11 protein-coding genes are annotated in these 12,459 nt (G+C 64.7%); 4 read left to right on the forward strand and 7 right to left on the reverse strand.

The window, feature by feature from the left end; translation table 11 throughout:
- Positions 1–174: 174 nt before the first annotated feature.
- The 3 genes from AB3X99_RS28955 to AB3X99_RS28965 all read left to right on the forward strand — a co-directional run bounded on the left by AB3X99_RS28955 (position 175) and on the right by AB3X99_RS28965 (position 4,336).
- On the forward strand, positions 175–2,697 hold the full coding sequence (locus AB3X99_RS28955) for a penicillin acylase family protein (RefSeq protein ID WP_368618856.1): 2,523 nt from the start codon (positions 175–177) through the stop codon (positions 2,695–2,697).
- Between the two features lie 265 nt (positions 2,698–2,962).
- Positions 2,963–3,523, forward strand: a complete 561-nt coding sequence (locus tag AB3X99_RS28960; protein WP_368618857.1) for a hypothetical protein — start codon at positions 2,963–2,965, stop codon at positions 3,521–3,523.
- A gap of 300 nt (positions 3,524–3,823) precedes the next feature.
- Positions 3,824–4,336, forward strand: a complete 513-nt coding sequence (locus tag AB3X99_RS28965) for a hypothetical protein (protein ID WP_368618858.1) — start codon at positions 3,824–3,826, stop codon at positions 4,334–4,336.
- 278 nt (positions 4,337–4,614) lie between these two features.
- On the opposite strand, the gene AB3X99_RS28970 is transcribed toward AB3X99_RS28965, so the two are convergent.
- From AB3X99_RS28970 to tssJ, 7 genes are all read right to left on the reverse strand, one after another.
- The gene (locus tag AB3X99_RS28970; protein ID WP_069266634.1) at positions 4,615–5,514 is read right to left on the reverse strand and encodes a transporter substrate-binding domain-containing protein; all 900 of its coding nucleotides are present in this window, start codon (positions 5,512–5,514) and stop codon (positions 4,615–4,617) included.
- Entirely contained in the window at positions 5,507–6,367 is an 861-nt protein-coding gene (locus AB3X99_RS28975; protein WP_368618859.1) for an ABC transporter permease, read from the reverse strand. Before AB3X99_RS28975 ends, AB3X99_RS28970 begins: the two co-directional genes overlap by 8 nt.
- Complete coding sequence (locus tag AB3X99_RS28980; protein ID WP_368618922.1) at positions 6,348–7,196, reverse strand: ABC transporter ATP-binding protein; 849 nt, start codon at positions 7,194–7,196, stop codon at positions 6,348–6,350. The genes AB3X99_RS28975 and AB3X99_RS28980 overlap by 20 nt, the downstream gene beginning before the upstream one ends.
- Before the next feature lie 2 nt (positions 7,197–7,198).
- A complete protein-coding gene (locus tag AB3X99_RS28985; RefSeq protein ID WP_368618860.1) occupies positions 7,199–8,284 on the reverse strand; it encodes an ABC transporter substrate-binding protein in 1,086 nt (361 codons plus the stop codon).
- A gap of 234 nt (positions 8,285–8,518) precedes the next feature.
- Positions 8,519–9,301, reverse strand: a complete 783-nt coding sequence (gene icmH / locus AB3X99_RS28990; RefSeq protein ID WP_069266633.1) for a type IVB secretion system protein IcmH/DotU — start codon at positions 9,299–9,301, stop codon at positions 8,519–8,521.
- The gene (gene tssK, locus AB3X99_RS28995) at positions 9,298–10,644 is read right to left on the reverse strand and encodes a type VI secretion system baseplate subunit TssK (RefSeq protein ID WP_069266632.1); all 1,347 of its coding nucleotides are present in this window, start codon (positions 10,642–10,644) and stop codon (positions 9,298–9,300) included. The genes icmH and tssK overlap by 4 nt, the downstream gene beginning before the upstream one ends.
- Before the next feature lie 114 nt (positions 10,645–10,758).
- Positions 10,759–11,373: a type VI secretion system lipoprotein TssJ gene (gene tssJ, locus AB3X99_RS29000; protein WP_342948796.1), complete on the reverse strand. Its 615-nt coding sequence runs from the start codon at positions 11,371–11,373 to the stop codon at positions 10,759–10,761.
- A 354-nt stretch (positions 11,374–11,727) separates the two neighbouring features.
- On the opposite strand from tssJ, the gene AB3X99_RS29005 reads away from it, so the two are divergent.
- Positions 11,728–12,420, forward strand: a complete 693-nt coding sequence (locus AB3X99_RS29005) for a tetratricopeptide repeat protein (protein ID WP_368618861.1) — start codon at positions 11,728–11,730, stop codon at positions 12,418–12,420.
- The last annotated feature ends 39 nt before the right edge of the window (positions 12,421–12,459 follow it).

Here is a 12,459-nt window from a genome sequence, read left to right on the forward strand (position 1 = left end):
GGCACGGTGGCAGATGGCAGACTGTCGCGCCCAGGAAGGGCGGTGAAGAGGTAGAAGGCCGCGTCGCTCTCCCTGCGTGTTGTTGCCACAGGGTCATGCTATGGTCGTACGGCGTCCGGCCGATCCGGTCGCCGCGCCTGGAAGCGCTGAACACAACGACCTGCGTGCTCCTCCATGACCCGTTCGAGTCCTTTCCCGCCAAAGCGGCGCCGTGCGTGGCCGCTGATTTTGCTGTGTGCCGTCAGCATCGTCCTGGCTGCCATGGTGCTGGCGGGCTGGCTGGCATTGCGCGGCAGCTTGCCGCAGCTGGACGGCACGCGTGCCGTGCCGCTCTCCGCACCGGTAACGATCGGGCGCGATGCGCTCGGCGTGCCGACGGTGCAGGGCGACACGCGTGGCGACGTTGCGTATGCGAGCGGTTTCCTTCACGCGCAGGACCGCTTCTTCCAGATGGATTTGCTGCGCCGGGTCGCCGCTGGCGAAATGGCGGCACTCATCGGCCCGGCGGCGCTGCCGCTGGACCGACGCGACCGGCCCTTGCGCTTTCGCGAGCACGCGCAGGCGGCGCTCGCCGCGCTCTCCGCCGACCAGCGGGAGCTGATCGAGCGCTACACGGCGGGTGTCAACGACGGCCTGCGTTCGCTTCGCGCGCGGCCGTTCGAATACTGGCTGTTGCGCGCGCAACCGGCGCCGTGGCGTCCCGAAGACACAGTGCTCGCGGTGTACGCGATGTACTTCGATCTTCAGTATGACCAGGTGAGGCGCGTACTCTCTCGCGCGGCGTTGCGCGAGCGCGTGCCGGCCGATCTGCTTGCGTTCCTGCTGCCTGAGACGAGCCACTGGGACGCCCCGCTCGACGGGCAGCGCCCATTGGCGCAGCCGCCGGCGGCGCTGCCCGCCGCGCCGCCGTCATGGCTCCCGTCAACGCGGTCCGCCGTCGATGCCGAACCGGAGGCCAACGTACTTGTCGCCGGCCTGCCTGGTTTCGTGAGCGGCTTCGCGGGCGGCGGGAGCGCGGTCGATTCGATGGTCGGCAGCAACGGTTTCGCGGTCGACGGCGCGCACAGCGCACACGGCGGCGCGCTGCTCGCGAGCGACATGCACCTCGGCCTGTCGTTGCCGAACATCTGGTACCGGATCTCGCTCGTCTATCCTGCGCCCGAAGGCGGCGAGCGGCGCATCACGGGCGTCAGCTTGCCGGGTACACCGTTCGTCGTGGCCGGCAGCAACGGCCATATCGCCTGGGGCTTCACGAACAGCTATGGGCGCTTCGTCGATCTGGTCGAACTTCAACGCGATCCGGCCGATCCACTGCGCTACCGCGTCCCGAGCGGCGGATGGGAGCGCGCGCAGGTGATCCACGAGCGGCTCGACGTGAACGGCGGCGCGAGCGTCGATCTGCCGGTCGTACAAACGCGCTGGGGGCCACAGATTGTGGCCGGCGAGCGCGCGTATGCATTGCATTGGGTCGCGCAGGACCCGCAGGCGACCAACATGAACTTCATGCGGCTCGAAGGCATCACGAACGTCGCCGACGCGTTGCATGCCGCGCAGACCTTCGGCATGCCGACGCAGAACTTCATGGTGGCCGACGCGCAAGGCCATATCGGCTGGACGCTCGCCGGGCCGCTGCCGCGCTTCGCGGATGCTAATGCGGACGCTGAAGTGAGCGGTCAGGCGGCCGCGCTCGCGAGCATGCCGTACCTCTCAGGGACGTACGCCGGCTGGCAAGGATATCGGACGCCCGATGCGTATCCGGTGCGCGTCGATCCGCCGGCCGGCCGCATCTGGACCGCGAATAACCGTACCCTGCCGCTGGAGGAAGTGGCGCGAATCGGCGATGCCGGCACCGATCTCGGCGCGCGCGCCACGCAGATTCGCAACGACCTGCTCGCGCTGCCGCACGCGAGCGAGCGCGACATGCTCGCGGTGCAGACCGACGATCGCGCGTTCTGGATCGAGTACTGGCGACGCGTTGCGCTCGACGCGCTCGATGCACGCGCGCTCGACGGCCATCCTCAACGCGCCGAATTCCAGCGCCTCGTTCAGGCGTGGGATGGCCGCGCCGATGTGAATGCTGTCGGCTACCGGCTGGTGCGCGCGTTCTACGACTCGCTCTACGAAGCATGGTTCGGGGTACTTGACAAACAGATGGCCGCGATTGCGCCGGACCTCAGCTATCGCGCGGCGAACTCGCGTTACGAAGCGACGATGGAGACGCTGGCCGACCATCGCGCGTGGATACCGGGAGGCTTCGCGGACTGGCGCGCGTTCATGCTGGACCGCATCGATCACACGATCGCCCGGTTGCCCAAGGGCACCACGCTCGAAGAGGCGCGCTGGGGCGAGCGCAACCGCTCGACCATTGCGCATCCGTTCGCGCGCATGGTGCCGGCATGGCTGCCGTGGGTTCGCGGCTGGCTCAGCGCGCCGCACGACCCGCTCCCGGGCGACATCAACATGCCGCGCGTGCAGGCCCGGGCATTCGGCGCGTCCGAGCGTTTCGCGGTGTCGCCGGGGCGCGAACAGGACGGCATCTTCGAGATGCCGGGCGGGCAATCGGGCAATCCCATGTCGCCGTATTTCCTCGCGGGGCATGAAACGTGGGTGCATGGCGACGCGGCGCCGTTCTTGCCGGGCGCAGTGGTGCATACGCTGAAGCTCGTACCGGGCAGCGCGCAGCAGGCTGGAAACTGAGGGCTCTCAGCGTCATGGATGTCACGTCCCCCTCGAAATGCGGCGCGCGCAGCGGGTTAGCAGAACTCCGCTGACACCGCTAGAAGCGCTGGCTGATTCTCCCTATATCCGTTGCCCTCCTGCCCGTGGTGGGGGGATTGCATCAAGCTTGGCGCGCTTGCGTCGAGGCTTTCGCTCGCCGTGATACACATAAAGCGGAATCGAATAAGGGGACAGCCATGAGATGGCTCGATCGCATGACGGTGTTCAAAAAGCTGCTGACAGCATGCATCAGCAGATCGGTTTCGCACCCGTGCCGGCAGGTGTGGACAACGCCGAGCTCGTACGCCGCGCCATTGCGCCGAGTGTCGCGTTGGGAGACAGCGTCGCCGCGCTGATCGATTCGCTGCAACGCGAGGCCAAGAGTGCGCAGACCGAAGCCACGGTGCAATTCCAGCATTTGCGCACCCTCATCGTGGCGATGCTGCTCGGTGCGGTCGCGACAGGCGCATTGCTGGCGTGGTTGATTTCGCAGCGGCTTTCGCGCCAGCTGGGCTGCGAGCCGGCTCACGCCATGGAAATCGCGGGCCGTATCGCGGCTGACGATCTTTCGGTATCCATAGCAACGCATGCTGGCGATACGAGCAGCTTGCTGTACGCGCTCGGCGAGATGCGTGCGCAGCTAACCGGCATCGTCGCCGACATTCGCGCGGTCGCGCAAATGGACCAGGTCACGCAGCAAAACGCGGCCTTGGTCGAGCAGGCGGCTGCCGCGGCAAGCTCGATGGCCGATCAGGCGGCGCAGTTGCAGCAGGCGGTGTCGGTTTTCAGATTTGTGGGCGCTTGACGTAAAAGCGGATGCCGCAGCGATCGTTGCGGCATCGGAGCGTCATCGGGAAAGACCGCGTGCGTCGACTGGCCAGATCGCTTCCACGCGATCGCCCCGAAAGCAGAGGTCGCGTGTAAACGCCGCTGGCAACCCGTTCGGGGCGTGCAACCATGCTGCACCAGTATTGCACACGCCGTGGCCGGCCTCCGCGGAGCGCCGGCTTTTGCCGGTAGGACCAAGGTCTGATTGTCCGCATCCGCCACGGCCGCCATGATCTGCGTGTGTTGCTCGCCAGATTCGCTACTCAGGGGTGCGTGAATGGGGTCTCTGTCCAATTTCGTGAAGCGCGCGTGGCTCGCCGCCGCGGTGCTGCTCGCGGCCGGTTGCGCCCAGCCGTGGCAAAGCATCGAACCGGGCAGCGACCAGTCTGCGTTGATCGCGCGTCTCGGGCCGCCGCGCGAAACCTATAACCTGCCGGACGGCGGCAAACGTCTCATGTGGCCGACCCAGCCGATGGGGTCGACGAACACCGTCGCCGACATCGACGCGAGCGGCAAGGTCGTGAGTGTGCGTCAGGTCATGCAGGAGAGCGAGTTCTATCGGGCGAAAGTCAACGAGTGGACACGCAACGATGTCCTGATCAATTTCGGCCGGCCCGCGGAGACGGCCTACTTTTCGCGCATGCAGCGGGAAGTCTGGTCCTACCGCTACATCGCGAACAACATCGACTACATGATGTTTCACTTCTACTTCGACGATCAGGGCATCTTGCGGCTCACGCAGAAGACGCCCGACCCAATGCGCGACCGGTACCTGAGGCGCGGGTTCTAGACCGGGTTCCGTTTAGAGGCGTGTGTGCGTAACGCCCAGGATTCGACGACTCTGCACCGCCTCGCGCGTGCGTGGCTATCGGCTGCGCTACTCGTGCTGCCTGGCGTCTTGCGCGCCATGGAGTTCAATATCTACTGAAGCTTTGCGCGAGCGCCGCTTTCGTTACCGGCTAAGGGCAGAGCAAGGGCATGGATTCGAAACTCGCGCAATGCGTGCGGCCACAAGGCGTGCCTGTTGAAAAGCTGCCAGCTGCGCGTGGCAGAACTCAGGCGGCGCAGCTAGTGGCAATACAGGTCGTTTTCCGCGTTGAACATGTCGAACGCGAGGCTGATTGCCTGATCTTTGCGCACGGTCGCCAGCCAGCGGCTGCGTTGCCACTGCGCCACCGTATTGCCGACAAAGACCGCGCTTGCCGCGTCGCCCGCGCGCGTGGCGATGAACGCCGCCTGCGCAGCGATGGTTCCGGGTAGCGGGCGATAGTAGGACCAGTCCGCCTGCTTGAGCAGCGCCTCGATCACGAATTCGTCGTCGACAAGGGCGGCGCAATCGCCCGCCTGGAACGCCAGCAGCGCATCGAGCGACCGGTCGAATCCGCGCAGGTTCGCGTGGTACTCGCGCGCTGCGCGCCGTGCATAAGGGTTGCCTTGCGATGCGCAAATCGCGCGGCCGCTCAGGTCTCGCCATGTCCGCACGTTGCCATGATCCAGCACGAGCGCCATGCCACGGCCGCTCGAATACGAAGCCGGTGCGAACGCGACCCGCGCGTCGGGCGAGAAGTCCAGGCCGGCAATGGCGGCATCGGCTTTGCCCGCCTGCAGCGCGGCACGCGCGGCGGCCGGTTGGGCCAGCAGGAACTGCACAGGCAGCCCTGCGCGGCGAGCGAGGTCCGAAGCGAGCGCCGCCGCGAACGGGTCGGGCGAGCGCAGCGCGCGGTCGACCTTGCCGACATAAAGCGCAGGCGCGGGGCGCGGGGGCACCGCCACGATCAGCACGCCGCGTGCTGCCGCGGCTGCGAAAGGCAGGTCGCTTTCGGCAAGGGCGCGTGGCAACTCGCGGTTCAGCGCCCACGCGAGCAGCGCGAGTAATGCGAGCGCTGCGAACGTGGCCGTTAGCGCGGTGGCGGGCCAGCGCAGGCGCCGCGGAATTGCCGAAGCGTCGAGCTCAGCGTTCCTAGCCATTCTGCGCGAGTCCGACGCGCCAGCGCAGCAGTTGCCGTTCGAGTATCGACAGGCCCTGATTGATCAGCAGTCCAAATATGGCGAGCAGCACGATGCCTGCGTACATATCGGGAATCTGAAACGTCTCCTGCGAATTGAGCGTATAGAAGCCGAGCCCCGAACGTGCCCCGATCATTTCCGCCGCCACCAGCGCCGTAATGCTGTAGGCGCCCGCCAGACGCACGCCTGTGAGGATCTGCGGCAACGCAGCCGGCAGCACGACCTTCGTCGCGATAAAGCGCTGCGAGGCGCCCATCGAGCGCGCGCAGTCGATCAGCACGCGCTCGACCTGTTTCACGCCCGCAATGGTGTTGAGCAGCACCGGCCAGAACGCGGCCCACACGACAATGGCGATCTTCGACGACTCGCCGATGCCGAGAAACAACATGAAAACGGGAAAGAGCGCAAACGCCGACACCTGCCGCAGCAGTTGAAAGACAGGATCGACGACGCGTTCGACGCGCTTGAACCATCCCAGCAGGAAGCCGCATGCAATGCCACCGGCCACGGCAAGCAGCAAACCGCTGATGGAGCGCACGGCGCTCGCACCGATATGGGTCCACGCGTCGCCGTTTTCGAAGAGCCGCGCGATGGCGAGGGCGACTTGTGAAGGCGGGCTCAGGTAAGCCGCGTTGACCACGCCGAGCCGGGGCAGCAACTCCCACAACAGGAGGAAGGCGGCGAGCGCGAGGGAGCGCTCCACGCCTACGTAAAGGCGCGCGAAAGATGAAGCTGTGTGCGCGCGCTGAACGCTGTGCGAGGATTCGCGGACCGCGCCCGGGTTGGACATCGAGTCAGACATCGAATCGGACATGATCGGCTCCCGTCAATGCATGGGTTTGCGGCTGTGCGTCGAGTCGCGTGTCGAGTTCCGTGCTGAGGCTCGCCCATGCGCGCTGACGCAGCGCGACGAACGCCGCCGAGTGACGCAGCGCGGCGTCGCGCGGGCGCGGCAGGTCGACGTCGATGATCTCTTTCACGCGTCCGGGGCCGCGCCCAAGAATGGCGATGCGATCGGAGAGAAAGATCGCCTCGTCGATGCTGTGCGTGACGAACACGACGGTCGTGGCGCTTTGCTCCCAGATCGCGAGCAGTTCCTGCTGAAGCAATTCGCGCGTCTGTGCGTCGAGCGCGCCGAACGGCTCGTCCATCAGCAGGATCTCGGGGCCATAAGCGAGCGCACGCGCGATGGCCACGCGCTGGCGCATGCCGCCGGAAAGCTGATGCGGATAGTGATTCGCGAATTCCAGCAGGCCCACGAGGCGCAAGAAGCGTTCGGCCTCGCTGCGCCGCTCGACGCGTTTCATGCCGCGAATTTCGAGTCCCGCCTCCACGTTCTTGCGCACGGTGCGCCACGGAAAGAGCGCGTAGCCCTGAAACACGAAGCCGAGCTTTTGCCGCACGGCGCTCACGGGGTCGCCGTCCACGCGAATATCGCCCGAGGTTGGCAGCGTGAGGCCGGCGAGCACGTTGAGGAAGGTCGACTTGCCGCAACCGCTCGGCCCCAAAAGCGCCATGAATTCGCCTTCGCGTACGGCGAGATCGAAGCGTTTGAGGACCGTATGGTGCGTGTCCGTTTGCGCGTTGCTATAGGTGAGGGAGAGATCGCGCGCGACGATCTTCTCGCGTAGCGCAGTTGCCATGCTCACGAGCGTGTTCCGTTCGGCAAAATCGTCGCGCTGGCCTGGGCCTCGTGCTTCGCGAACGGATTGAAGTCGTTCGTGTAGACATCCTTGACGTTGACCTTGCCCTTCGGAATCCTGCCTGCCGTTTCGAGGATATCGATGTAGTACTGGATGGGCGGCTCCGTGACCACGAGATCCTTCACGTAGGCATAGCGCTCCACGAGCCGAACGTCGATGCCGAGCCGCTCGGCCGTCAGCTTGCGCGCTTCGTCGGGATGCGCATTGACCCAGTTGCCCGCCTTCGCGATGGCCGTGACGAAGTCGCGCACCGCCTGCGGGTGGGCACGAGCAAACGCGCCGTTCACGCTATAGGGCGCCATGCCGCCAAGGCCGTGGTCCTCGTCCCAGTCGCTCCACAGCTTGCGCAGTTGCGGATCGGCCTCCGCCGAGCCGGAAAAGGGCGGATGAATGATCGCGACATCCACGTTCTTCGTGACGAGCGCCTGCTCGGACTGATTGTCGGGCACGACGAGCCAGTTCACCTTCGATACATTCACACCGTGTTGCGCCAGATACTTTTTGGTCACGAACTCCGCGCACGCGCCGAAGCTATTGAACGCTACCGTTTTGCCTTCGAAGTCCTTCGGACCGAGAATGCCCGAATCCTTGCGCACGAAATACTTCATGTGCGGCGCGTCGGGCAGTGTTTCGCCGCCTGCGGAAATGACCTTGATATCGGCGCCGCTGGCAATCGCGGAGATGACGAGCGGCACCATGCGCGTGCCGAAATCGATATCGCCGGTGCCCACGAGCGGAATGATCTGCGGCGCGGAAATCTTGCCGACATATTTGGGCCGCGTGCTCGTGTTGTCGAAGTAGCCGAGCTTGTCGGCGAGATAGACCAGGTCGAACGCGGGATTGTCGGGGTACTTGAAGTAGGTGATTTGCTGCTGCGCCGGCGCTTGTCGGGTCGTGACAGACGCGTCTTGCGCCTGCTCCCCATGCGGCTTGCAACCGCCCTGAAGTACCAGGACCGCAGCGGCGCACGCGGCAAGCAGAACGGTTCCGGCGGAGCGCCGACGGATTTTCGGGGAGAACGCCTTCATGAGCGGAGACTCGGCAACGAGCAGGGTAGTGGATTGACGATGCTCGATGATTGTCGATCTGCAACGATTCCAGGCAAACCAACGAATTATGATTTGCTTAGTTGTTCGTATCGACAATGCGTCAATCCGGCTACTCTGCAGTTGCTTCGAAATATCCGCTGCGGCGGTGGTTTTGCTTTTTGCGTTGATTGGGTGCGAAAGGGGCGGGCCGCACGCCACGCCCCTTTCGAACGCTCAAGGCAGCGAGATCGTCAAATTTGCCGATTGCGGCCCGAGCTTGATGAGTTGCGTATACGGGGCGAGCATGTGCACCGTGTTGTCGCGCAGCCAGGTGCTGAGGCCGAGCCAGGCGAGCAGACCCACCAGCGCGAACACCGCGCCGATGGACCACAGCGGCACCTCGCGTTTGAGGCGGTGCGCAACCTGATCGGGCAGCGGCCAATGCGGCGCGAAGGCCGCGCGCTTGCCCTTGATATGCGCGATCTCGTCGCCCAGGCGCGCCGTGAGATAGGCGAGCTTTTCCGGCCCTTCGAGAATGTACTTGCCCTGGAATCCGAGCAGCAGGCACATATGGAAGACCTCGAGCGACTGCAGCCGCGGCGCGCCTTGTGCGCGACATTCCTCGAGATACTGGAAGAACTTCTCGCCCGCGAGTTGCTCGCCAAAGAGCGCGAGCTGCAAGGGGCGGCGTTCCCACTCGGCGCGAATACGGAACGACGACGCCAGCACCGATTCGTCGAGTGCGGCGCAGAACGCGAACTTGGCCGCGTACACGTCTTCGGCCGCGACGTTCAGTTTTTTCGCGCCGCGCTCGAAATCGCCCAGAAACTGCTGCACGCGCGCGCCGAATTCGCTGGCGTCGCCGGGCTCGCGGCCGTTCTTCAACAGGAACAGCATGAAGAAGCCGTCGTAGAGCAAATCGAGCAGCGAGCGCACCTGGTAAGCGGGCTCCGCGGCAGGCGCGGGGTGATTCACGGGCGGCGCCGCGTCGCCGAAAAGGGAAGGGGCGTTGCTCATGACGTCACCGCGATCAGTTCGAGTTTGAGATCGTTGATGCCCGAGGGCGCATAGACCATGGCCGACTGCGCCTGCACCATGCGCTCATAAAGCGCGCTACGCGCCTCGAACGCGAAATAGCATGCGCCGGGCCGCACGGGAATGGCGGGCGGCACCTGGGGCGTGTAGACGAGCCGCACGCCCGGCATGGCCGAGAGCACGAGCTTGTCGACGTCGTCGGGCGCGCCGACCTTGAAGCGAGCCGGCACGGCCTCGACGAGGTCGACGGCGGGCATGTCTGCCGAAACCGCGAGATAGAACGTGGTCTTGTCGTCGATCTTGCCCGAATCGAGCCGGCCGATATGGAACGACGGACGCACTTCTTCGAGCGCAATGGCGAAGTATTGCGTGGAGATCACCGTTTCGAGCAGGTCGCGCAGTATCGTATCGAGGCGCGCAAAGCCGGGGCCGGGATCGTCGTGACGGTACGCCGGCAGGTCGGCCAGCGCGTAGCCCTTGGAGAACGTCATGAGCTGGCCCGCGAGGCGCAGCAGCTCGTGAAAGAGCCGCTCGGGGTGAAGCGCCGCATGCTGATAGAGATGTGCGAGCGTGGCGAACGCGCCGCTCGCCGTATGCAGCAGCCAGAACGAGGCGATGTCGCCCGAACGGAACTCGATGATGTTCTTGGTCGGCTCGCGATGAAAGCCGTAGAGCGCATTGACCTTGGCCTGCAGCGCGTCGATGAGGCGGCGCAGACGCTGGTGCAGGAGCGGCGACGCTTCGATGGCGAGACTCGGCGGCACGAAGCTTTCGTCGACCTCGAATCCCGAAGTCGCAGTGCGCCGCACGCGTGCGACGGGCACCGAGAGCAACTGATCGCGCGGCTCGCTGTGCGCGATCAGCTTGACGTTCGTTTTCAGGAACGTCACGTCGGCCTGCGCGGCGTCCGTGTAGTGATCGGCTACGCTCGCCTGCTCGCTCACGTAACGCGTGACGAAGCCGTCGTTGCGATCCGGCGCGTAGTTCGTGCCGGTTTCGCGCATCTGGTGCAGCGCCAGGTAGAACGTGAATTCGTTGATGCCCTCGGGCAGCGTGTCGAGCGCCACGGGCGGCGGCAGGTCGTCGGCCTGCGGCGCGCTGTAGAGCGTGCCGTCCGGAAACACGAGCGCGAGTTCGCTCATGCGCAGCATGTTGCTGCCCAGTGCGTCGTGGTCGAGCCGCGCGGTGCGCACGCCCCAGTTGTACGGCGCAATGGCCTGGATCGATTCGAAGAGGCGCGCTTCGTGATAGGCGTCCTGCCGCTGGAAGTGCTGAGGCCTGAGGAACAGGCCTTCTCCCCAAAGCACTTTCGAGGAATAACTCATGTTAAATCGGCTATATGCGTGATTCGGCCCGTGCCGCTCGCGCCGGCGATCGGCGGACTGAAATTGTTAAATATCCCGCTTGCTCGTTACTCTGCCTGGTGCTTTGCCCTTTATTCACCCGCAAGTCACCGACGAAAGCAGATTCAGCTGCTGCGGCGGTAATCCCTGGTCCGGCGAGATCACCGTGCCGCTCGTGACGGTCATTGCGCAGTTATGCAGGCCGACCATTATGCCGGATTTCTCGGATTTCGCAGGATCGAAGGCGAACTTCCAGCGCTGCATGGCCGGATCGCGGAATAGCGCGACGATGCCGAAGGCTTGCGCCTCGCGTGAAACCTTTTCTGTGGCGTTATATCTCTGGCCCGGAATGAGCGTCACTTCGCGCACGCCGAGCAAGTCGCTGCCCAGCGCGCTCTTTTCTTTTGCGGGGTCGGTGAACGTATCGAACGGCGCCTGCTGGAATGACGTAGGGTCCTTCAGCACGTATAGCCGCACGACGAGCGCAAGCGGCTTGCGGTCGGTCGCCGCGTTGAGGTTTTGCGCGGCAAGCAGCGTGATACCGAGGTCGCGCGGGGGTTTCTGGCTGTCCGGCACGTCGGGCTTGCCGATGCCCGCGAGTTGCAAAGCGGCCGACGCCGCACTGCCGAGCGCCGGTACGGCCGCCGCGCAGCCGGCGAGTTGCGCCGCGACGATGAGGATCGATGCGAAACGAATAACACGCGCATTCATTATTTGTTGGCCAGGCGTGAATGCCCGGGGTCCGTTAAGTGGTGATATGCGATCCGGATAATGCTATCCGCATAAAGACGCGTTTAACCCCGCGTGGCGCCGATAAGCGGTTGATTAAGTGATGCGGCAAACTTTTCCGGCTCGCTCGTGTTTTCAATTGCACGAGTGAGAAATTCTTTCCTGTATGAATTTCTTGTGGCAGTAAACCCCGTGTCAAAGAAGCTATTTAGTGTCGGCGCATTACATTAAGAAGTTGAATTATCAAAATTTGGGCTGTACTATACCCGCGCGCTAGAGCTAAAGCAAAACTCTAGTTCCCTCCCATCGAATTAATAATTACACGCTGGTGAAAGAATGATAAACCGGGTCATTTCAAGGCTCTCCGGGGTGGTGCTGGCATGCGGGGTAATCGCGGGCTGCGCTACGCAGGACCATAATCTCGCGGCATCGCCAGACGCATTCAACAAGGCGCTAGCCGACGCCGATACCGCGGCGAAGGGCGGCGATCAGGATCGCGCGATCGCGCTTTACCAGAAACTCGCCGCTGCGGATCCCACGCGCGAAGAACCGTGGTCGCGCATCGCGCAGATCCAGTTCCAGCAGCAACACTATGGACAAGCCATCGTGGCGGCGCAGGAAGCGCTGCAGCGCGATCAGACCGACCGCGCCGCGAAGAGCGTGCTGGCCGTGGCCGGTTTGCGCGTCGCGACGCAGTCGCTTGGCGAACTGCGCCAGGATGCCTCGCTACAGGGTGATGCGAAGTCCGATGCGCAGGCGCTCGCGAAGCAGTTGCGCGACACGCTCGGCGAGGATTCGCTGTTCCCGCCCGAGCAGGCGGATAAGCCCGCGCCGAAGAAGCGCCGCATCGTTCGCCATGTGCAGAAGCCGGCGGCGAAGCCCGTTGAAACAGCCGAGGCTGCGCCGGCTGCACCGTCCGCGCCCGCAGCCCCCGCGGCTGCGGCTCCTGCGCCCGCGCCCGCCAAAGCGGCGCCGGCCAAAGCGGCGGCAAGCGGTGGTGCGTCCGATCCGTTCAGCGCACTGCGCTGAACCGCACGGCGGTGAATTGCCGACAACAGGTCTTGAACG

This window comes from Paraburkholderia sp. BR10882 (assembly GCF_040948855.1).
GTDB lineage: Bacteria > Pseudomonadota > Gammaproteobacteria > Burkholderiales > Burkholderiaceae > Paraburkholderia > Paraburkholderia nodosa_A.